Source organism: Hydrogenophaga sp. SNF1, assembly GCF_034421675.1.
GTDB classification, from domain to species: domain Bacteria; phylum Pseudomonadota; class Gammaproteobacteria; order Burkholderiales; family Burkholderiaceae_C; genus Hydrogenophaga; species Hydrogenophaga borbori.
On the sequence record NZ_CP139793.1, the window covers coordinates 3,607,992 to 3,629,733 of the forward strand.

The following is a 21,742-nucleotide window of genomic DNA, read 5'->3' on the forward strand; positions in this document are numbered from 1 at the left end:
TGAGGTGATGAGTGAATGGGTCAGCGCGGTGCAGAGGGCGCTTTCTCGGACTTGCTGGGGTCGTGCCGGAAGCCCAGAACGATCTGGGTGACCATGGGTTGAATCTCGCGCCAGTGCTGTAGCAGGGGACGGCGGTAGCTTGCCGTCAGTTGAACTCGAAGTTCCTGTGTTTCCATGGACCAGACCTGGGAACACCTAGACCTGTTCGCATCGAAGGAGACAGTGCAATCAAGAGTGCTGATCACTTTGCCAGTCGAATCGCGCCCGACGAACTCCTCGGACACGAGCGTCTTGGTCGGATCAGGCCCTTCTGGGGGCGGAGTCAGCCGAAACACCTCCAGGTCATGTTCGTTTTCAGCCTGGCGAAAGTAGCGGTGATTGACACTTTTTCCAGAGTGATCCAGAAGGCGTCGTTTGACATAGACGTCCAGAAAACCGTCCCTGGGATATCGCTTGCTGCTCTTCACCCCCACACTGATCCACCGATCCTCCCAAGGCGGCGTCAACCGCTTCTCCTCGCGCCGCTCCCACGAATCCAGTGTCTGGCCATCCGGGAATCGCACATAGAAGCCGAAGCTGTTGATCTTCGATTCGAAAGTGCGCACCGGCGGGCGCCAGTCCGGTGCGGGTGCCCACCCCGGGTCGCCGTCGTACTCCAGCAGCTCAGCCATGTAGCGCGGCATCTTCACCGGCATGCCGCCCAAATCACCAATGGCGAATCCCGGGTAAGGCTGAGAGGCCACATGGCTCTCGATACGCGAGGTGATGCGCTGGGCCTTGTGCAACCAGATGGCCACGATCGCCGCGATGGCAAGCAGGCCGATGAGCAGCAATCCCAGCAGCCAGCGGCCGATACGCCGACGCGGCTTGGCCGCTACCACCTCGTCGCCAAACTTGGCGACGCCCGCTTTGTTGTTCGATGTCGTCAAGACAAAACTCCCTTTCAAAAAATCAAGCGCGCGACGATACGTGGGCGCCGCACTGTCTACCGCGCGGTGTATGAGCACGGTGGCGGAAGGCCCTTCCTGCCCGCTGGGCATCCCGCGTCGTGGTCGCCGAGAACACCGCCACCGCCGCCTCCAGCTCATCGGCCTGCGCGCCCGCCTAGCTCATCGCCGCCCGCGAGTTGCGCACCACCCCCGAGCCGTTCATCTGCGGCAGCGCATGCGCGCGCCCCACAACCACCAACGGTTTGCTTGGCTTGAGCGCCCACCGATAGGCCTGCGCAAGTGCGCTCCATGGCGTCGCGCCATGCATCTATGCATTTCCCCTCCCTGTCGGTCGCAGTTGAAAGACCTGTTGCCTTCCACCGGACGTGACGGATTGGTAACGGCGAACCCTTGCGCGGTCTATCGTCGTTTGCCATGAGCCGCCGCTCGGTTCGCCAGTGCACCCGATCCCGGTCGTTCGCCCACAAGACCAGCGGGCCGACGATACGCGCGTCAGCCCAGCGGGTACGGGCCGCCGTATGCGACCTGGCCGATGTGTTAGGGCGTGAACCGCCCAGGCCAGGCGACAGCCTGGGTCAGCCGCGCACGGCCTGCGGCACCGCCGCCGGCACCGCGTCGTACACCAGCCGCTCGGGGTTGGCGTAGCACAGGAAGTGCTTGTTGGTGGCCCGGCCCACCGCGCACAGGCCCACGCGGCGCGCCACCTGCAGGCCCATCTGCGTGATGCCGCTGCGCGAGATGACCGCCGCCACACCCATCTGGGCGCTCTTGATGACCATCTCGCTGGTCAGGCGGCCGGTGGTGTAGAAGACCTTGTCCAGCGTCTCGCCCACGTCGCGTGGGGCATCGTCTTGCAGGGCGAGCCAGCCAGCGATGGTGTCCACCGCGTTGTGCCGGCCCACGTCTTCCACGAACAGCGCCAGCTCGGTGCCGCGGAACAGCGCGCAGGCGTGCACCGAGCCGGCCGACTTGTAGGTGCTCTCCTTCAGGCGGATCGCGTCCACGATGGCGTAGACCTGCGACTGGCGCAGCACGCCCTCGGGCAGCCGGATGCGGTCCAGGTCGTCCATGAGTCCGCCGAACACGCTGCCCTGGCCGCAGCCGGTGGTGACCACGCGCTTGGCCGTGCGCTCTTCAATGCGCTCGATGCCGTGGCGGGTCTTCACGCTCGCGGCGTTCACCTCCCAGTCGACGGTGATGGACTGTATGTCGTCCACCGAGGCGATAAGCCGCTGGTTGATCAGGTAGCCCAGGGTCAGCCACTCGGGCCGCGCGCCCAGGGTCATGAGCGTGACCAGCTCGCGCTTGTCGACGTAGACCGTGAGGTCGCGCTCGGCGGGGATGTGGATGGCGCGGGGCTGGCCGAACTCGTCCAGCGCGTCGATGGACTCGGTCAGCGGGGCACGGGCCTCGGTCAGTTGGGGCAGGCGCATGGGGCGAGACTACTAAAGAAAAAGGCCGGCACCCGGGGGTGCGGCCTTTGGCGCTGCCCCGCGCGGGGGCATGGGGGCCGGCGGCGGCGCGCGGCGCTTACGGCTTCTTGGGCGTGGGCGCGCCGGCCGGCGCCTGGTTGCTGGGCGGGCTGGTCGCCGGTGCCGCGGGCGAGTGCGCGCCCGCCGCTTCGGCCGGCTTGGGCGGCACGTAGGAGAAGGGGCCCGGGTCCGTGCAGGCCGGCGCGCCCGCCGAGGGCTGCTTGCCCGCGCCCGCGGTGGTCTTGAAGTAGTTGGCCGCCGCCTTGTCCATGGCCTTGCACAGCTTGTAGGCGTCGACCTTGGTGTTGTACGCGGCCTTGGCCTTGGCCTCATCGGCCTTGGCGGCGGCCTCGGGCGTGAGCGGCGGCGGTGCCGGCAGCTTGGCCTGGGCCAGGGTGGCCGCGGCCAGCAGGCCCACGGCGAAGGCGATCTTGCGGATGCTCATGCGGTCTGTCTCCTGAAAACGCTCAGGCTTTCGCCGGCTGGCCGGACGCGGGCTGCGACGGGTTGGCCGAGCGCTGCGCCGGGATCTTGCCGGCCTTGATGTCGTCGTGCCACAGGGCGTGGTGTTCCTTGGCCCAGGTCTCGTCGACGTAGCCGGTCTTCATCGCCGCGTAGGCGCCCTTCATGCCGATGGTGCCCAGGTAGATGTGGCCCAGGAACAGCGCCATCATCAGCGCCGCGGCCGTGGCGTGGATCATGTGGGCCACCTGCATGTTGGCGCGCGTGAACTCCACCGCCGGCAGCAGCTTGTCCAGGAACAGGCCGGAGCCCACCACGATCAGGCCGAAGAAGAACACGCCGGCCCAGAACACCACTTTCTCGCCCGCGTTGAAGCGGTGCGAGGGAACCTCCTTGCCGCTGAGCAGGCCGCCGCCCTTGAGCAGCCAGACCAGGTCACCCTTGGCCGGCAGGTTGTCCTTGATGAAAGTGAAGATCACCACCACCAGCGACACCGCGAACAGCGGGCCGACGAAGTTGTGCAGGTTCTTCAGCGCGTAGGTAAGCCAGCCGAACAGCGTGCTGCCGATGACGGGCAGCAGGAAGAACTTGCCGAAGGCCATGACGATGCCGGAGACAGCCAGCGCGACGAAGGCGATCGCGTTGACCCAGTGCGCCGCGCGCTCGAAGTACGTGAAGCGCTCGATCTTGCGGCCGGTCTCCGGGCCGTGCAGCTTGATCGAGCCCTTGGCGAGGTAGAACAGCGCGATCGCCACCAGCACGATCAGCAGCAGCGAACCGCCATAGGGAATGATCCAGTTGTTGCGCACCTGGCGCCAGGCCTCGCCGGCGGTGGTCAGCTTGGAGCCGGGGTACTGCACGAAGCCCTGGATCAGGTTGCCGTACTCGGGGTACGGCAGCATGGTCTGGCCGGTCACGCCCTTGCTCACGTCGTGCCACATGGGCGCGTTGTTGCCGGGCTGCACCTTGCGCCGCTCGGCGTTGCTCTGGCTGGCGTAGTTCGGGTCGGTGTCGGCGTCGGGGCGGATATCGAAGATGTTCTGGCTCTTGATGCCGCCCTGCCCCGCGGGCGCCGCCTGCTGGGCCGCTGGCGCGGGATCGTCCGGCACCGCCTTGGGCGCCTGGGCCCAGGCCGAGGCCGCGCCCAGACCCAGCAGCAGCGCCGCGAGCCCGGCCCGCCAGCGAGGGGTTGCTTGCTTGTGCATGGCCGTCGCCTTTACTTCTGCTGCGCGCCGATGCGCACGTAGTCGTTCTGGCCGTACTGGGCGCGCGCCTTGAGCTGCTGCTCCCAGCTGCCCTTGTCGCCGGCCTTCCAGCCCGATTGCGCGTACTGGCTTTGGCCAACGCCGCTGTAGGCCGCGTTGTCCTGCTTCACGCCGTTGGCGCCCATCTCCTGCGGCTTCTCGCCGCAGGCCGCCAGGCCCAGCAGGGCCGCGATCGCAAGGGAGGTGAGGGTCAGGCGTTTCATCACGATTTTTTCCCTTCCGCGGTGCCGTACGCCGTGCCCCAGCCCCAGACCTCCGCGCCCTTGCCGCGCGTGATCACGCGGGTGCGGAAGATGTCGGCCACGGTGTCGCCGTCGCCGGCCAGCAGGGCCTTGGTGGAGCACATCTCGGCGCAGGCCGGCAGCTTGCCCTCGGCCAGGCGGTTGCGGCCGTACTTCTCGAACTCGGCCTGGCTGCCGTGGGCCTCGGGGCCGCCGGCGCAGAAGGTGCACTTGTCCATCTTGCCGCGCACGCCGAAGGTGCCCTGCGAGGGGAACTGCGGCGCGCCGAAGGGGCAGGCGTAGGAGCAGTAGCCGCAGCCGATGCAGACGTCCTTGTCGTGCAGCACCACGCCCTCGTCGGTGCGGTAGAAGCAGTTCACCGGGCAGACCGCCATGCAGGGCGCGTCGCTGCAGTGCATGCAAGCCACCGAAATCGACTTCTCGCCGGGCACACCGTCGTTGAGGGTGATGACGCGGCGGCGGTTCACGCCCCAGGGCACCTCGTGTTCGTTCTTGCAGGCGGTGACGCAGCCGTTGCATTCGATGCAGCGCTCGGCGTCACAGATGAATTTCATTCGTGCCATGGTGTTCTCCTCAAGCCTTCTCGACGTTGCAGATCGTGGTCTTGGTTTCCTGCATCATCGTCACGATGTCGTAGCCGTAGGTGGTGGCCGTGTTGACCGCCTCGCCGCGCACCACGGGGAAAGCGCCATCGGGGTAGTAGGGCTTCATGTCGGTGCCCTGCCAGTGGCCCGAGAAGTGGAAGGGCAGCCACACCGTGTCGGGCGCCACGCGCTCGGTCACCAGCGCCATCACCTTGATGCGCGCGCCGGTGGGCGTGCTCACCCAGACCTGCTCGCCCTGGCGGATGCCGCGCTGCGTGGCCGCCGCCGGGTTGATCTCCACGAACATGTTCTGCTGCAGTTCGGCCAGCCAGGGGTTGGAGCGCGTCTCCTCGCCGCCGCCCTCGTACTCCACCAAGCGGCCCGAGGACATGATGAGCGGGAATTTCTCCGGCAGCTTGTCTTCGACGTTCTTCGCCTGCAGCGACTTGTAGAGGATGGGCAGGCGCCAGCGGTTCTTCTGGTCGTCGTGGCTGGGGTACTTGGCGATGAGGTCCGGGCGCGTGCCGTAGATGGGCTCGCGGTGCTGCGGGATCGCGTCCGGGAAGTTCCACACCACCGCGCGCGCCTTGGCGTTGCCGAAGGGGTGGCAACCGTGCTTCATGCACACGCGCTGGATGCCGCCCGAGGGATCGGTCTTCCAGTTCTTGCCCTCGGCCTTCTTCTTCTCGTCGTCGGTGAGGTCGTCCCACCAGCCCAGCTTCTTGAGCAGCACGTGGTCGAACTCGGGGTAGCCGGTGGTGATCTCGGCGCCACGCGAGTGCGAACCGTCTTCGGCCAGCAGGTTCACGCCGTCGCGCTCCACGCCGAAGTTGGCGCGGAAGTTGCCGCCGCCGTCCATGACGTGCTTGGAGGTGTCGTACAGGTTGGGTGAGCCGGGGTGCTTGATCTCGGGCGTGCCGAAGCAGGGCCAGGGCAGGCCGAAGTAATCGCCCGACAGGTCGTAGCCGGTCTCCTTGTCGACCACCTTGCCCTTGGCCTTGAGCGTCTTCACGTCGAAGGCGTCCATGTGGCGCATGTGGGCCTTCAGCCGCTCCGGGCTCTGGCCGGTGTAGCCGATGGTCCAGACGGAGCGGTTGATCTCGCGCAGGATGTCCTCGGGCATCGGCTCCTCGCGGCCCTTGATCTTCTGCATCTTGTAGTTCTTGGAGAGCTGCTCCGCGAAGCCCAGCTTCTGCGCCAGCTCATGCATGATCATGTGGTCACTGCGGCTCTCCCACAGCGGGTCGATCACCTTCTCGCGCCACTGGATGGAGCGGTTGGACGCGGTGCACGAGCCGCTGGTCTCGAACTGCGTGGCCGCGGGCAGCAGATAGACCTCGCGCTCGGGGTTGATCTTGTCGCTCGGCATGGCCGCCATCGACGCGGTGGCCGACGGGTACGGGTCGATCACCACCAGCAGGTCCAGCGCGTCCATGGCCTTCTTCATCTCCAGGCCGCGCGTTTGCGAGTTCGGTGCGTGGCCCCAGAAGAACACGCCGCGCAGGTTCGGACCCTGGTCGATCAGCTCGTTCTTCTCCAGCACGCCGTCGATCCAGCGCGAGACGGTGATGCCGGGCTTCTCCATCATGCCCTCGGCGTACTGCGACTTGATCCAGTCGTAGTCCACGCCCCAGGCGTTGGCGAAGTGCTTCCACGAGCCCGCCGCCACGCCGTAGTAGCCCGGCAGCGAGTCGGGGTTGGGGCCCACGTCGGTGGCGCCCTGCACGTTGTCGTGGCCGCGGAAGATGTTCGCGCCGCCGCCGCTCACGCCGATGTTGCCCAGGGCCAGCTGCACGATGCACGAGGCGCGCACCATGGCGTTGCCAATGGAGTGCTGCGTCTGGCCCATGCACCACACCAGCGTCGACGGGCGGTTCTTGGCCATCATCTCGGCCACGCGCGCCATCTGTTCTTCCTTGACGCCGCAGGCCTCTTCCACCTTGTCGGGCGTCCACTTGGCCATCACGTCGGCCTTCACCGCCTCCATGCCAAAGACACGGTCGTTGATGTAGCGCTTGTCTTCCCAGCCGTTCTTGAAGATGTGGTACAGCAGGCCGAAGAGGAAGGGGATGTCGGTGCCCGAGCGGATGCGCACGTACTCGTCGGCCTTGGCCGCGGTGCGCGTGAAGCGCGGGTCGACCACGATCATCTTGCAGCCGTTCTCCTTGGCATGCAGCATGTGCAGCATGGAGACCGGGTGCGCCTCGGCCGCGTTGGAGCCGATGTACAACGCGCACTTGCTGTTCTGCATGTCGTTGTACGAGTTGGTCATCGCGCCGTAGCCCCAGGTGTTCGCCACGCCGGCGACCGTGGTGGAGTGGCAGATGCGGGCCTGGTGGTCGCAGTTGTTCGTGCCCCAGAAGCTCACGAACTTGCGCATCAGATAGGCCTGCTCGTTGCTGTGCTTGGACGAGCCGACGAAGTACACCGAATCGGGGCCGCTGGCCTCGCGCAGGGCCTTCATCTTCTTGACGATGCCGTCGTAGGCTTCGTCCCAGGTGATGCGCTGGTACTTGCCGTTGACCAGCTTCATCGGGTAGCGCAGGCGGTACTCGCCGTGGCCGTGCTCGCGCAGCGAGGCGCCTTTGGCGCAGTGCGCGCCCAGGTTGATCGGCGAGTCGAACACCGGCTCCTGGCGCACCCAGACGCCGTTCTCCACGATGGCGTCGCTGGCGCAGCCCACCGAGCAGTGCGTGCACACCGTGCGGCGCACCTCGATCTTGCCGGTGCCGTCGATCGAGCCGCCCGAGGCGGCCTTGGCCTTCTTCACCAGGGTGAGCTGCGAAGCGGCCAGGCCCACGCCCACCCCGAGACCGGAGCGGCGCAGAAAGGCGCGGCGGTCCATGGTGGGCAGCGCGGACGACAGGCCTCGCTGCAGGGCGTTCACGAAGGTGGCGTGCGCCGGCGTGCCACGGCCGGCGGCGGAGGGGGATTTCTTGGTCAGCAGCATGGTGTGTCTCCTGGGGCGCCGCGGGATGCCGTGGGGCGGGTGGGCGGCGGACGGGACGTTCGTGGGGAGGCTCTGTTTCTCGCGCGCCGGATCAGAGGCGCGTGGTGCGGTAGTAGTGCTTGACGTGCTCGCTGAGCGTGTAGCCTCCGCCGCGCTCGGGCGCGGGCTTGGGCTCGGAGGCGGCGCTCTCGGGGGCTTGGGCCACGGGCATCACGCTGGCCACGGCGGCCACGGCACCGGCTGTGCCAGCACCCGCGAACAGGGTGCGCCGGCTCAGGCGCGAACGGCCCTCGGCCGGGCCGGAGCGGGAAGACTCTTTCATGCATGTCTCCAGGTGTGCAGGGCCCGCACACCAGACGTGTGGGCTCCTTGCATAAGGTCGAATCTACTTCGCCCCCTGGGGGTATGCAAGCTTGTGCATGAGCGCTCTGGCCAAGGCACGGCCCCCTCGCGCAGGCGCCGAGGCGGACCACCGGCGGCGGCGCCGCGCTTAGCGATAAGCATGCCAACCACCATCGATGAGAACCACTCGCAACGTCGGCCCACACAGGCCCGCTCAACCGCCCAAAGCGCGGGCAAACCCGCAGAACTTAGGACCACCCGGCGTCTGGCTTGCGCCATGTTGTCCAACGAGCGCGACAACTTGTCGCACGCCAAGCACCGGTCCTCACCGGGCCAAGGGCGCCAATGCCCGAGTGATTCGATCAGGCTCCAAGGCCTTGGGCGCGTGGGCCATCGAGGTCCCGCGCCAGGCCGCGCAGCGGTGCGCCCACGCCCGCTTCATAGAATCGACCGGTGGAGACGATCACCCCCCCGACAAGCCCCGAGCGCACCCTGGACGGTTGGCCCAACTGGTCCATCCTGGTCGTCGACGACGAACAGGGCATGCTCAACTTCCTCGTCAAGACGCTCGCCCCGCGCTGCCATTTCGTCATGAGCGCCACCAGCGCCGAAGAAGGCGCCGAGTGGCTGCGCGGCCACCACGTGGACCTCGTGGTGCTCGACATCTCCCTGCCCGGCAAGAGCGGCGTCGAATGGCTCAAGGAACTGCGCGAACAGGGCTACACCGGCGAGGTCATCCTCATCACCGCCTTCGCCGACCTCGACACCGCCATCGAGGCGCTGCGCGCCGGCGCCTCCGACTTCATCCTCAAGCCCTTCCGCGTTCCGCAGATCCTCAACGCCATCAAGCAGTGCCACGAGCGCTCGCGCCTGCGGCGCGAGAACTTCGTGCTGCGCCGCGCCATGGGCCCCGCCACCGTGCACCGCGCGGCGCTGGTGGGCGACTCGCCGTCCATGGCGGCCCTGCGCGATTCCCTCGACCGCGTGGCCGGCGTGGACAGCACCGTGTTGCTGCAGGGCGAATCGGGCACCGGCAAGGAACTGGTCGCGCGCGAGCTGCACGCGCGGGGCGCGCGCGCCGCCGGCCCCTTCGTGCCCGTCAACTGCGCGGCCGTCTCGCCCGAGCTCATCGCCAGCGAGCTCTTCGGCCACGCCAAGGGCGCCTTTCCCGGCGCCACGCGCGCGCGCGACGGCCTCTTCCATTACGCCCAGGGCGGCACCCTCTTTCTCGACGAGATCGCGGAACTGCCGCTGTCCATCCAGGCCACGCTGCTGCGCGCCATCGAGGACCTGCGGGTGCGCCCCGTGGGCAGCGAGCAGCTGGTGCCGCTCAACCTGCGCATCGTCGCCGCCACCAACCGCCAGCTCAGCGCCGAGGTCGCGGCCGGCCGCTTCCGCAAGGACCTGTACTTCCGCCTGCAGGTGGTGGAGCTCGCGCTGCCGCCGCTGCGCGAGCACAAGGCCGACATCCCCGCGCTGGTGGCGCACTTCATGGGCCAGCTGGCGCCCACGCTGGGCGCCGAGCCGCTGCGCATCAGCGAGGCCGAGATGGCCTTCCTGCAGCAGTACGACTGGCCCGGCAACGTGCGCGAGCTGCGCAACCTGATCGAGCGCTCGCTCATCCTCGGCACGCTCAACGTGTCGGCGCTCTACCCCGGCGCACCCGAGGCGCCGGCGGCCGAGCGCCCCACCGACCTGCACACGCTGGAGAAGATGCACATCCTCTCCGTGCTCGACTCGGTGCAGGGCGACAAGACGCGCGCCGCGCAGTTGCTGGGCGTGTCGCGCCGCACCCTGGAGCGGCGCGTGGCCGAATGGGCGAACTAGAGACAACACCCCCGCCGCGCCTCGCGCGCCCCGCCAAGGGGGGCGGCGCCGGCGGCACGGCACAGCCGGTTCCACGGCGCCACGGGGCCAGGCCCGGGCGAACGCAGGAGGCGTCGGCATGACGCTCTGGCGCGCGCCGCGCTGGCTCGCGGGCTCGGTGCGCAACAAGCTGCTGGCCATGGCGCTGCTGCCGCTGCTGGTGGCCTTTCCGCTGCTGGTGCTGGCGCTGGCGGTGTGGAGCGACCAGGCCTACGACCGCCTGCTCATCACCAAGGTGCGCAGCGACCTGGCGGTGGCGCGGGGCTACTTCGACCAGGTGCTGATCGAGATCGGATCGGGCACCCAGGGCGTGGCCGATTCGCGCGCGCTGGCCGACGGGCTGGCCCCCGGCACGCCCGACGCACTGGCCGCGCTCGCCGCGCACCTGGCCACCGAGCGCGAGCGCCTGGGGCTCGACTTCCTCGTGCTGTACGGCAATGACGGCCTGCCGCTGGCACGCGGTGCGCCGCCCGGCCTGAGCCTGCAGGACCAGCGCGCCGGCCTGCTGCCGCAGCCGCCCGCGCTGGGTGGGTCCATCCAGGCCCGGCGCGACCGCGCCAAGGCCAGCCTGCTGGTGCTCGACCGCGCCTCGCTGCACGCCCTGGCGCCGCACCTGATGTCGCGGCTGGACATCCCCCTGGTGCCCACGCGCAACGCCACGCCCACGCAGCGCAGCGCCGAAGACCGCGCCATGGTCGCGCAGGCCACGCTGCCCGTGGTCGACGCGCAGGGCCGGCGCCTGGGCCTGCTCAGCGGCGGCCTGCTGCTGAACCAGAACCTGGATTTCATCGACCACATCAACCGCATCGTCTACCCCGCCGGCTCCCTGCCCTTCGACAGCCAGGGCACGGCCACGCTGTTCCTCGACGACGTGCGCATCACCACCAACGTGCGCCTGTTCCAGGACCGGCGGGCCATCGGCACCCGCGTGTCGCAGGCGGTGCGCGGCGCCGTGCTCGGCGAAGGCCACACCTGGCTGGACCTGGCCTTCGTGGTGAACGACTGGTACGTCTCGGCCTACGAGCCCCTGGCCGACGCCAGCGGCGCGCGCGTGGGCATGCTCTACGTGGGCTTCACCGAGGCCCCCTTTCGGCTGGTGCGCTACGCCATGCTGGCGCTCATCGGCCTCATCTTCGGCGGCGTGATGGCGGCCTCGGCCTGGTTCTCGCTGCGCTGGGCGCGCAGCATCTTCCAGCCGGTGCAGCAGATGAACCTGACCATGCAGCGCGTGGAACAGGGCCAGGGCGGCGCGCGCGTGGGCCCGCTGCCCGCGCGCGACGAGCTCGGCGCGCTCGCGGGCCACCTCGACCAGCTGCTCGACACCATCGACGAGAAAACCCAGGCCCTGCAGCGCTGGGCCGACGAGCTCGACCGCAAGGTGGCCGAGCGCACGCGCGAACTGCAGGCCAGCAACGCATCGCTGCGGCTCGCGCAGGAGCAGCTCGTCAAGAGCGAGAAGCTGGCCGCCATCGGCCAGCTCACCGCCAGCATCGCGCACGAGATCAACAACCCCATCGCGGTGATGCAGGGCAACCTGGACCTCATCCGCGACACCCTGGGCCGCGCCACCGAGCCGGTTCAGGGCGAGCTGCGCCTGCTCGACCAGCAGGTCGAGCGCATGCGCATCATCGTCACGCAGTTGCTGCAGTACGCGCGGCCCACCGAATACGCCGGCTACGTGGACACGCTGGCCTTGGACCGCACGGTGGACGACTGCCTCGTGCTGGTGGGCCACCTGCTGTCGCAGACCGACATTGCGGTGGAGCGCGAGCGCGGCGCCACGCACGGCGTGGGCATCAACCGGCAGGAGCTGCAGCAAGTCATCATCAACCTGCTGATCAACGCCATCCAGGCCATGCCCCGGGGCGGCCGCCTGCGCCTGGTCACGCGCGACGTGGAGGGCGGCGCCGAGCTGCAGGTGATCGACGGCGGCGCCGGCCTGAGCGAGGCCACGCGCGAGCGCCTGTTCCGCCCCTTCTTCACCACCAAGAACGACGGCAACGGCCTGGGCCTGTGGATCAGCCAGGGCCTGGTGGAGCGCTACGGCGGGCGCATCACCGCGGCCAACCGCGGCGACGGCGCGAGCGGCGCGGTGTTCACCGTGCGCCTGTTCACCGAGCCGCGCGCGCCCGCGGCCACGCCGACGAACGACGGGCGGCCCACGCCGGGCTGAGGCCACGCGGCGGCCCACCGGCCACGGGCGGGGCCGGCGGCGCTGTGAATACTGCGTCGGGGGTATGGATAGGCGCACGAGGCACCCGCTTCAATCGCTGTGCTTGTCCCCCCTGCACAGCGTTCATGGAAGTCCGCCCGTTGCCTGCCGTCCGCGCCGCTGCCTTCGCGCTCGCCGCCGTGTTGTCGGCCTGCGGCGGCAACGGCGGGGGTGCGCCGTCCTCCGCCACGGTCGCCTTTCCTCCCGCGGCCGCCCTCGCGGCACCGGTCCTGGCACTCACGCCCACCGCCATCACGACCTTTCACTTCAGCTGGGCCGACGTGCCCGGGGCCAGCGAATACCGGCTGCTCGAAGACGCCGACGGCGCCTCGGGCTACACCCTGATCGCCACGCTGCCGGCCGGCAGCACGCAGGTCGACCGCACCGTGTTCCTGCCCGAGCGCATCAACGCGCGCTACCTCCTGCAGGCCTGCCAGGCGTCGGCGTGCGTGGACTCCGCCGCCGTCACCGCCAGCGGGCCACTGGCGGAGGCCATCGGCTATGTGAAGGCCTCCGATCCGGCCAGCGACGCCCAGTTCGGCCAGAGCGTGGCGCTGTCCGCGGACGGCCAGACCCTGGCCGTGGGGGCGCCGGGCAGCGACTCCCTCAACAGCTCCAGCGGCACCGTCCATGTGTTCACGCGCGACGGCGCCACCTGGCGCCAGCAGGCCCGGCTGCAGGCCCCGGCCCCCCAGCCGAACGACGGCTTCGGCTACCGCCTGGCCCTGTCCAGCGCGGGCGACACCCTGGCCGTGGGCGCGCCGCACGACAGCCAGACGGCCAACTACGGCGGCGCGGTCTACCTCTACACGGGCCAGGGCGGCGCCTGGAACCTGCAGACACGCCTCACGGGCTTGAACACCGGCGGCGGCGATGCCTTTGGTGGCAGCGTCGCGCTGTCTGCGCAAGGCGACGTGCTGGCGGTGGGGGCGGACCAGGAAGCCGGCAGCGGCACCGGCGTCAATCCCCCCGACGACGACAACAACCCGCAAAGCGGCGCGGCCTATGTCTTCGCGCGCCAGGGCAATGCCTGGAGCCAGCAGGCCTACCTCAAGGCCGCCACCAACCACGTCGCCGATCAGTTTGGCCGGCGGATCACCCTGTCGGCCGACGGCCATACCCTGGCCGTGGGCACCCCGTCGCCGGACCCCATGGGTGGCAGCGCCACCGGCGGGTCGGTGCATGTCTACGCCCACGACGGGGTCGCCTGGGGCCTGCAGGCCTTCCTGCCGGCGCCCAACCCGCTGCTCCCGTCGGGGTTCGGGGAAGCCCTGGCCTTGTCGGCCGACGGCCAGGTCCTGGCGGTCGGCAGTCCCTACGACAGCAGCGCCGCGACGGGCGTCGACGGCGACCCAGGCAACACGGGCGCCACCTTCAGCGGCGCGGCGTACCTTTTCGCCCGGGACAACGCCGGCTGGAACCAGCGCGCCTACATCAAGGCCTCCAACACCGGCGCGAACGACCGCTTCGGCAGCACCCTGGCCCTGTCCAGCGATGGCCAGGCACTGGCCGTGGGCGCCATCGGCGAGAGCAGCGACGCACGGGGCATCAACGGCGACCAGGGCAACGACAACGCGCCCGACACCGGCGCGGCCTACCTGTTCACGCACAGCGCCACGGGCTGGCGGCAACAGGCGTACCTCAAGCCCTCGAACACGGCCGAATACAGCGTGTACCAGTTCGGCGCGGCGCTGGCCCTGTCGGGCGACGGTCTGGCCCTGGCGGTGAGCTGCCCCTATGCGAGCAACGCCACGGCCGGCGTGGGCGGTGACCAGGCCGATGCCTCGGGCGTGAACGTGGGCGCCGTCTACCTGTATTGAGGCGGCAGCGCCGCCCGCGACCGCTCAGGGCTGCGCGCCTTCGTGGCCTTCGATGATGATCAGGTCGATCACCGACACCGGCGCGCGCAGCGCGATGGCGGCCTGGTAGCCCGGCGAGCGGTAACAGGCCATGGCCTGTTCGTACGAGGGGAACTCGATCACCACGTTGCGCGAGCGGCTGGTGCCCTCCACGCATTCGAAGCGCCCGCCGCGCACCAGGAACTTCGCGCCGTACTCGCGAAACGGCGCCGCGTTGGCCTCCACGTACAGCTTGTAGCGCTCCAGGTCGTCCACGTCGACGCGACCGATCCAATAGCCCTTGCCTGCCATGCCTGCTCCTGTGTGCGTGATACCGGTCAGGCCAGCATGTCGAAGCCCTGCGCCTCGACCCCGATGAAGGCCTGCGTGAAGCCCGCGAGCGCGGCATAGAAGCCGGCGCGGGGCTGGGCCGCGATGGTCTCACACAGCTGCGGCACCCAGGTCTGCACGTGCTTCGTGAAAAACTCGCGCTGGCGCGTGAGGTTGGCCACCTCGACGTCGTCGCCAGCGATCAGGTAGCGCATGACCTCGAACACGTAGGCCACGTGGTCTTCGGTCTCGGGCATGCTCTCTTCGCGCGCCAGGCCCAGCGCGGCCAGGTCGCCGCGCAGCTGGGCCAGCGGCTTTTCGTTCAGGAAGCCGCTGAGGTAGTGCGAGCCGAACAGGTGAACCTCGGGCTTGCCCACGCCGCCGAACAAGGCGTCGAACTCGTCGGCGATGGCCGCGTCGTCGCGCTCGCGCGCGGCCGCCACGACCTGGCGCCAGGGCTCCTCGAGAAAGGCGCCCGCCGCCGGCGCCTCGGTGGCGGCCACGCGCAGCTGGCTCAGCAGCTCGGCGCCGGGCGGCGCGTAGTACAGCGCGGCCAGCAGGCCATAGACCTCGGCGCGCGCGGTTTCTTCGTCGAGCGTGGAGGAGACGGGGATGCGTTCCATCATGGCGGCGTGTCTCAGTGGTCGGTGATGCGCGATTCGTTCGGGTTGCTGTAGATGTCCACCACGCGGCAGTCGCCGCACATCTTGAGGCGCTCCAGCGCCTCGCCCTGGAACATGGCGTGGCCGGCCAGCTTGCCCAGCATCAGCTCCACGCCCTTGAGCGTGCCAAAGGGCTTGCCGCAGCGCACACAGGCGTAGGGCTGGGCCTCGTTGAGCACGCGCGGCTGGCGGCGCTGCTCGGTCAGCAGCAGGCGGGGCTGCAGGGTGATGGCGTCCTCGGGGCAGGTGGTGGCGCACAGGCCGCACTGCACGCAGTTTTTCTCGACGAAGCGCAGCTGCGGTCGCTCGGCATTGTCGAGCAGGGCGTTGGCCGGGCAGGCGCTCACGCAGCTCAGGCACAGGGTGCAGGCGTCCTTGTTCACGTTCACCGCGCCGAACAGCGAGGCCGCGGGCAAGGGCACGGCGTCCACCGCACGCGGGTGCGCGGCGCTGTCCTGCAGCAGGTGGTCGAGCGCGAGTTCCATGGTGGCGCGCTTCTCGCGCTGCACCGCGTAGCTCGCGCGGCGCTTCACGCCCTGCGCCGGCGGCGAGGCCAATTGCACGTCCAGCGTGGCCGCGTCGCGCGCCTCGATCAGGCGAAAGTGCGTGCCCGCGTAGCCCAGGCCGCTCACGATGGCCTGGGCCACCGCCATCTGCTCGCGCAAGGCCTCGCGGTACTGCGGCGCCTCTTCGTCCGTCATCAGCACCCAGACCTGCGAGGCGCCGTAGGCGAAAGCGCTGAGCCACACATCCAGGCCGACCGAGGCGGTGTGCCACAAGGGCAGCGGAATCACGCGCGCGGGCACGCCCTTGATGGCCTTGGGCCGCAGCACGGCCTCGCGGCCCAGGGCCTCGATGAGTTCGCTGCCGGCGGTCTGGCTGTGCAGCAGCACGGCCGCCTCTTTCCCACCGGCCTTGGCGTAGGTGGACAGCACGGTGCGCAGCCGGTTGCCCTGCTCGCTGGCGCGCGGGTAGGCGAAGCCCAGCGCGCCCGTGGGGCAGACGGTGGTGCAGGCGCCGCAGCCCACGCAGAGGTTGGGGTTGACGGCGATCTGCTGCCGCTCGACCTCGCTTCGGATGGCCTGCGCCGAGCAGACCGATATGCAGGCGTCGCAACCCACGGTCTCGTTGCGGCCATGCGCGCAGAGCTTGTGGTTGTAAGTGAAGAACTTGGGCTTCTCGAACTCGCCCACCATCTCGCGCAGTCGGACCAGGGTCTCGAGGCCCTTGTCGTGGCGCAGGCCGCCGGGCAAGTGGAAGTAGCCCTGCGGGGGCGCGTGCTGAACGAACGCGGGCGCGTCGCGCAGGTCGAGCACGAGGTCGAAGCGATCGCGGTGCGGGACGGCGTCGCGCTGGAAGTTGATGGCGCCCACGGCCTCGCAGGCCTGCACGCAGGCGCGGTGGCTCTGGCAGCGGTCGAGGTCGATCTGGTAGTCCAGGCCGATCGCGCCTTCGGGACAGGCGGCCACGCAGGCGTTGCAGCGCGTGCACAGGTCCAGGTCGATGGGATTGGTGCTGGACCACTCGACCTCGAAGGCGCCGAGCCAGCCCTGGATGGCGCCCAGTTGCCCGCCCAGCACCGGCCAGGCACGCGCCTGCTGGCCCCGCCCGCCTTGCGCGAACACGGTGACCTGGAGCGCATCCGCCAGTTGCGCGGCGATCCGCTCGGCGGCGTCGAGCGGACCGACGATGAGCAGACGGCCTTCGCTCTGGTAGCTCACCGTGGGCACGGGCTCGGGGTCGGGCAGGCGCGCGGCCGCCAGCAGCGCGGCCATCTTGGGCGTGGCGGCCTTGGCCTCGCGGCCCCAGCCACCGGTCTCGCGCAGGTTCACGAAACGGATGGGGCGCACGTCCAGCGGCACCGCGCCCTCGGTCTGTTGCGAGAGCTCGGTGAACAGGCGGCTTTCCTGCGTGCAGGCCACCACCAGTTCGTCGCCGCTGCGGCTGGCGCGCTGGAACGCGGCCGCATCGCGCCGGCACAGCGTGGTGTGCGTCGTCAGGTCTTCATCCAGCGCCGCGCCCAGGGCCTTCGGGTCCAGGGGCATGGTCTGGTTGCAGTTGCAGATCAGCGTGGTCATCGTGGGTGGGGGGCGTGTCGGCGGGGGAGGCGCCGGGGATGGCGGCGGTGGGTCCGCCGCTCGGTGTGGGTTCGCTGGCCGGCGCGGGCGCCTTCTCGTCTTCCGGGTCGTCCACCAGCTTGAGGAAGCGCGCGCCAACCATCTTGGCCATGTCGGCCTTGGTCAGCGGGCTGGGCAGGCTGTAGTCGTCGATGTAGACGTCCAGGCCGTCCATCACGTTGAAGTGTGGGTCGGCGAAGAGCTTCTTCACGGCGGCGTTGCGCACCTCGCTGGAGACGTCGGGCGCGACGAAGCGGCTGAAGTCGGCCTCGGGAGTGAGCCGGGCGACGTCGTCCAGCGTGGGTGAGGGGGTGCTGTCGCGCGGCGCGTCGGCGGGCGGCAGGGCCGAAGCGGGCGAAGCGGCCGACGGGGCCGATGCGACCGGGGCCGCGGGCACCGGCTCCGCGCCCGGCGGCGCGGCCGCCGGCTCGGGCGGCAGCGCCTGGCCCTCGCGCACCGCCTGCTTGCGCCGCGACCAGCGCGAGAGGAAGCCGCCGCCCTCGTCCGCCACCTCAATGGCCTCCGTTGCCGCCGCGCGGCTTGTCCGTGCTCACGCGCACCGGCTGGCCGAAGCGGTCCGTCAGCGGCCGAAAGCTCTGGGGCCGCTGGCGCCGCTTCGGCTCGGGCACGTAGGTCGCGTCGACGAAAGCGCGCAGCCAGTCCACCACCTCGGGCGGCGCGGCCACTTGGTCCACGCGCTCCTGCGCGTCCAGCCAGCGGCCGGCGTCGTGGTAACTCAGGGTCACGATCAGGGGCACGGCCAGGGGCTCGCCCCCGACCAGGGCCTCGCCCTCGGCGCGCCACATGACCCAGAAACAGGGCCGGGGGCTGCTGAGGTTGAGGAAGTAGCCCTCGGCGTCGTCGCGGAACAGCTCGACGCGAAAGCGCGGGTGCAGCCAGTGCTGGCTGCCGTCGGCCACCGCGCCCGCATCGATGGGCTCGACCGCCTGCGGCCGGTGCGCCTCGTCCGGCGCCAGCCGGGCGGCCTCGTCGGGCTCGGCGCGCAGCAGCACATCGGCCAGCACCCAGCGCCAGGGCTGCCAGTGCGCCATGGGCCCCTGCACGGGCTCGCGGCGCATCACGACATCGACCTCGATCACGGGGCGATGCCGGGCCGGCACGGGAGACGTATGGGCAGCATGCATAGGGAACGACGACTGTACGCCATCCGTCGGCCTCCCCCCCGGAGATGCCCGGGGCCCCGCCGGGGTTTGCCCGCGCCACGGCGAAGGATTTATTTGCCCTGATGGGTGCAAGAACTACCGCCTAGGCCGTATGGATGGCGCGCGAGATCGCCGATCCAATCGCGGGCTTTCCTGACTGCCGGCCTCGACATGACACCCGACATCCGCCGCGCGATCCGCGCTTCCCTGCTTCTGCTGGCCAGCGCCCTCGCGGCCTGCGGCGGCGGCTCCAGCGCCGTGACCTCGTCCGCCACCGTCGGGTTTCCCAGCGACGCCACCCTGGGCTTCACGCTCACGCCCACCGCCATCAAGACCTTGCGCTTCACCTGGAACGACGCCGCCGGCGAAACCGGCTACCGCCTGCTCGAGGACCCCGACGGCGCCTCGGGCTACACGCCCATCGCCGACCTGCCGGCCGACACCACGCAATACGACCATGGGGTTTTTCTGCCCGAGCGCGTGAACGCGCGCTACCGGCTGCAGGTCTGCCGCGACCAGGCCTGCGTCGACACCGCCGAGCAGCGGGTGAGCGACGCGCTGGTGCCGGCCATCGGCTACGTCAAGGCCGCCGCCCCCGCCGACAACGACCGCTTCGGCCAGAGCGTGGCCGTGTCGGCCGACGGGCAGTTCCTGGCCGTCGGCGCACCGGGCAGCGCGTCGGGCCGGGGCAGCGGCGGCGCGGTCTACGTCTTCGCCCGCACGGGCGCTCAGTGGGCGCAGGCGTCCCGACTGGCGCCCCCGGCGCCGGAACCGGGCGACCTGTTCGGCTACAGCCTGGCCTTGTCCGCCGACGGCGCGACGCTGGCGGTGGGCGCGCCCACTGGCAGCGGTGACGTCGGCCACAGCGGCAGCGCCTTTGTCTTCACGCGCGGGGGCGGTGCCGCTGCCTGGGGCCTTCCGGTCCGGGTCGCGGCGTCGAACGCCGATGCGGGCGACCGGTTCGGCTGGCAAGTGGCGCTGTCGGGCGACGGCACCGTCCTGGCCGTGACCGCACCCGACGAATCGGGCGATGCCCGCGCCATCAACGGGGCGGACAACAACAGCCGGCGGCGAAGTGGCGCGGCCTACGTGTTCGCCCTCGCCGCCGCCGCTTGGACGCAGCAGGCCTACGTCAAGGCCTCCAACGCCGACGCCGACGACGGCTTCGGCGCCGCGTTGGCGCTGTCGGCCGACGGTCAGACGCTGGCCGTCGGCGCCACCAACGAATCCAGCGCCGCCACGGGCGTGGGCGGGGACCCCGACGACAACACCGCCCAGAGCAGCGGCGCGGTGTACGTCTTCGGTCGGGCCCGGGACACCTGGAGTGAGCAGGCCTACGTGAAAGGCTCCAACACCTTGGGCAACGCCGCGTTCGGCGCTGCCATCGCGCTGTCGGCCGATGGCCAGGCCATGGCCGTGGGCAGCCCCTACGAAGCCAGCGGCGCGAGAGGCATCGATGGCGATCCCCACAACAACGCCGCCACGGCCAGCGGGGCCGCGTACCTGTTTGACCGCCAGGGTGGCCAGTGGCGCCAGTCGACCTACGTCAAGGCATCGAACGCCGACGCCAACGACAACTTCGGCGCCAGCGTGGTGTTGTCCCGCGATGGCGCCACGCTGGCGGTGGGTGCCCCCGGCGAGGGCAGCGCCGCACGGGGCCTGCAGGCCGACCAGGGCGACAACAGCGCCCCCTGGAGCGGCGCGGCCTATCTCTTCCGGCGCACCGCGGCGGGGTGGCGGCAGCAGGCCTACCTCAAGCCCTCGAACACCCTGCGCGGCGACGGCTTCGGCTCCACCCTCGCCCTGTCGGACCAGGGCGCTGGCGTGGGGCCCCCCCGCGCGGCACTGGCGGCGGGCAGCCCCTCGGCGGTCAACGCCAGCCCCGGCATCGGGGGCGACCAGGCCGACCGGTCGGGCAGCGACGTCGGCGCGGTGTACCTCTACTGAACCCCGCCGGGCGTCAGTAGGTTTCGAGGTGCAGCCGGCCTTCGCGCTGCAGCGCGGCGCCCACGCTCTCCCAGTCCATCCCGGCGCCCGTGGCGATGTCGCGCAGCGCCAGCACAACGCCCTCCTCCATGCTCTTCAGGCCGCAGACGTAGAGGTGGGTGTTCGGGTCCTTCAGCAGCGCGGCGAGGTCGGCCGCGCGCTCGCGCATGGCGTCCTGCACGTACTTCTTGGGCTGGCCCGGCGTGCGGCTGAAGGCGAAGTTGGTGTCGATGAAGTCCTTGGGCAGGCTCTGCAGCGGGCCGAAGTACGGCAGTTCCTGCTGCGTGCGCGCACCGAAGAACAGCAGGAGCTTGCCGCCCTCGAACTTGCCCGAGGCGCGCAGGCGGCGGCGCCACTCGGTCATCGCGCGCATCGGCGCCGAGCCGGTGCCGGTGCAGATCATCACGATGTGGCTCTTCGGGTGGTTGGGCATGAGGAAGCTCGAACCGAAGGGCCCGATCACCTCCACCTTGTCGCCCACCTTGAGGTCGCACATGAAGTTGCTGGCCACGCCGCGCACCGGCTTGCCGTCGTAGTCCTCCAGCACGCGCTTGATGGTGAGCGAGAGGTTGTTGTGTCCCGGCCGCTCGCCGTTGCGCGGGCTGGCGATGCTGTACTGGCGCGCGTGGTGGGGGCGGCCTTTGGCGTCGGTGCCCGGCGGCACCACGCCGATGCTCTGGCCTTCCAGCACGGGGAAGGGCATGGCGCCGAAGTCCAGCACGATGTGGTGGGTGTCGTAGTCGGTGCCCACGTCGGTGACGCGCAGGTTGCCGACCACGGTGGCCGTGATGGTCTTTTGCGCAGCCTTGGGGCCGTAGAGGTTGGTGAAGGCGTGCGCGGCCGACCAGGGCGGCAGCGTGGCGCCGTAGCGGCTGGCGACGAAGGTGTCCTCCAGCGTGGCGGCGGTGGGGGCGGGCGCCGGGGCGGACGCGTCGGCCACGGGCGCCTCGGCACCGGCGGCCGCCAGCTCCTCGGGCGGCAGCTCGGCAGGCAGCGACTCCCAGCCGAACTGCTCCTCGATGGAGTAGGCGCGCGCCTTGGGCATGGTGCGCCAGTTGTCGATCGAGCCCGTGGGACACGGCGGCACGCAGGCCATGCACAGGTTGCACTTGCTCGCGTCGACCACGTAGTTGTTCGAGTCGTGCGTGATCGCGTCCACGGGGCAGGTCGCCTCGCAGGTGTTGCAGCGGATGCAGATTTCGGGGTCGATCAGGTGCTGCTGGATGACAGCGAGTTCAACAGGGGCGTTCATAAACCTACTCCAGAAAAAGGCGAGGCCCGTGGGAGTGCCCGGGCCTCAA

The 21,742-nt window shown here is 70.1% G+C and carries 18 protein-coding genes; 4 read left to right on the forward strand and 14 right to left on the reverse strand.

Features of this window, described 5'->3' with window-relative positions; all coding sequences use genetic code 11:
• Nucleotides 1–20 precede the first annotated feature (20 nt).
• From SOM08_RS17330 to SOM08_RS17365, 8 genes are all read right to left on the reverse strand, one after another.
• Entirely contained in the window at nt 21–929 is a 909-nt protein-coding gene (locus SOM08_RS17330) for a hypothetical protein (protein WP_322469380.1), read from the reverse strand.
• 596 nt (nt 930–1,525) lie between these two features.
• On the reverse strand, nt 1,526–2,383 hold the full coding sequence (locus tag SOM08_RS17335) for a formate dehydrogenase accessory sulfurtransferase FdhD (RefSeq protein ID WP_322469381.1): 858 nt from the start codon (nt 2,381–2,383) through the stop codon (nt 1,526–1,528).
• Between the two features lie 97 nt (nt 2,384–2,480).
• Complete coding sequence (locus SOM08_RS17340; protein ID WP_322469382.1) at nt 2,481–2,867, reverse strand: hypothetical protein; 387 nt, start codon at nt 2,865–2,867, stop codon at nt 2,481–2,483.
• 22 nt (nt 2,868–2,889) lie between these two features.
• Nucleotides 2,890–4,089, reverse strand: a complete 1,200-nt coding sequence (locus SOM08_RS17345; RefSeq protein WP_322469383.1) for a formate dehydrogenase subunit gamma — start codon at nt 4,087–4,089, stop codon at nt 2,890–2,892.
• An 11-nt stretch (nt 4,090–4,100) separates the two neighbouring features.
• Nucleotides 4,101–4,352 (reverse strand): hypothetical protein, encoded by a 252-nt coding sequence (locus tag SOM08_RS17350; RefSeq protein WP_116960851.1) that lies wholly within the window; start codon nt 4,350–4,352, stop codon nt 4,101–4,103.
• A complete protein-coding gene (fdh3B, locus tag SOM08_RS17355; protein WP_116960850.1) occupies nt 4,352–4,954 on the reverse strand; it encodes a formate dehydrogenase FDH3 subunit beta in 603 nt (200 codons plus the stop codon). The genes SOM08_RS17350 and fdh3B overlap by 1 nt, the downstream gene beginning before the upstream one ends.
• Before the next feature lie 10 nt (nt 4,955–4,964).
• Complete coding sequence (locus tag SOM08_RS17360; RefSeq protein WP_116960849.1) at nt 4,965–7,925, reverse strand: formate dehydrogenase subunit alpha; 2,961 nt, start codon at nt 7,923–7,925, stop codon at nt 4,965–4,967.
• Between the two features lie 91 nt (nt 7,926–8,016).
• Nucleotides 8,017–8,247 carry a formate dehydrogenase gene (locus SOM08_RS17365; RefSeq protein WP_322469384.1) on the reverse strand — a complete coding sequence of 77 codons (231 nt, stop codon included), beginning with the start codon at nt 8,245–8,247 and terminating at the stop codon, nt 8,017–8,019.
• A gap of 473 nt (nt 8,248–8,720) precedes the next feature.
• Here SOM08_RS17365 and SOM08_RS17370 point away from each other — a divergent pair, with 473 nt between their 5' ends.
• The 3 genes from SOM08_RS17370 (at nt 8,721) to SOM08_RS17380 (ending at nt 14,165) form a co-directional block, all read left to right on the forward strand.
• Nucleotides 8,721–10,094 (forward strand): sigma-54-dependent transcriptional regulator, encoded by a 1,374-nt coding sequence (locus tag SOM08_RS17370; protein WP_116960847.1) that lies wholly within the window; start codon nt 8,721–8,723, stop codon nt 10,092–10,094.
• Nucleotides 10,095–10,212: 118 nt separating this feature from the next.
• Complete coding sequence (locus tag SOM08_RS17375) at nt 10,213–12,306, forward strand: cache domain-containing protein (RefSeq protein ID WP_322469385.1); 2,094 nt, start codon at nt 10,213–10,215, stop codon at nt 12,304–12,306.
• A 140-nt stretch (nt 12,307–12,446) separates the two neighbouring features.
• Complete coding sequence (locus SOM08_RS17380; RefSeq protein ID WP_322469386.1) at nt 12,447–14,165, forward strand: FG-GAP repeat protein; 1,719 nt, start codon at nt 12,447–12,449, stop codon at nt 14,163–14,165.
• A gap of 24 nt (nt 14,166–14,189) precedes the next feature.
• Here the strand turns inward: SOM08_RS17380 and SOM08_RS17385 are convergent, their stop codons facing one another.
• The 5 genes from SOM08_RS17385 to SOM08_RS17405 are packed head-to-tail and all read right to left on the reverse strand — an operon-like array spanning nt 14,190 to nt 18,437.
• Nucleotides 14,190–14,495, reverse strand: coding sequence for a DUF1330 domain-containing protein (locus SOM08_RS17385; RefSeq protein WP_116960844.1), 306 nt, complete (start codon nt 14,493–14,495; stop codon nt 14,190–14,192).
• 26 nt (nt 14,496–14,521) lie between these two features.
• Nucleotides 14,522–15,139: a TorD/DmsD family molecular chaperone gene (locus SOM08_RS17390; protein ID WP_070397288.1), complete on the reverse strand. Its 618-nt coding sequence runs from the start codon at nt 15,137–15,139 to the stop codon at nt 14,522–14,524.
• 11 nt (nt 15,140–15,150) lie between these two features.
• Nucleotides 15,151–17,220 (reverse strand): 4Fe-4S binding protein, encoded by a 2,070-nt coding sequence (locus tag SOM08_RS17395; protein WP_116960842.1) that lies wholly within the window; start codon nt 17,218–17,220, stop codon nt 15,151–15,153.
• Nucleotides 17,180–17,803 carry a DUF3306 domain-containing protein gene (locus SOM08_RS17400; RefSeq protein WP_322469387.1) on the reverse strand — a complete coding sequence of 208 codons (624 nt, stop codon included), beginning with the start codon at nt 17,801–17,803 and terminating at the stop codon, nt 17,180–17,182. Before SOM08_RS17400 ends, SOM08_RS17395 begins: the two co-directional genes overlap by 41 nt.
• 1 nt (nt 17,804) lies before the next feature.
• The gene (locus SOM08_RS17405) at nt 17,805–18,437 is read right to left on the reverse strand and encodes a DUF3305 domain-containing protein (protein ID WP_116960840.1); all 633 of its coding nucleotides are present in this window, start codon (nt 18,435–18,437) and stop codon (nt 17,805–17,807) included.
• Between the two features lie 189 nt (nt 18,438–18,626).
• On the opposite strand from SOM08_RS17405, the gene SOM08_RS17410 reads away from it, so the two are divergent.
• Complete coding sequence (locus tag SOM08_RS17410) at nt 18,627–20,402, forward strand: integrin (protein WP_322469388.1); 1,776 nt, start codon at nt 18,627–18,629, stop codon at nt 20,400–20,402.
• Between the two features lie 13 nt (nt 20,403–20,415).
• Here SOM08_RS17410 and boxA read toward each other — a convergent pair whose 3' ends face one another.
• On the reverse strand, nt 20,416–21,693 hold the full coding sequence (gene boxA / locus SOM08_RS17415) for a benzoyl-CoA 2,3-epoxidase subunit BoxA (protein ID WP_116960838.1): 1,278 nt from the start codon (nt 21,691–21,693) through the stop codon (nt 20,416–20,418).
• Between the last annotated feature and the right edge of the window lie 49 nt (nt 21,694–21,742).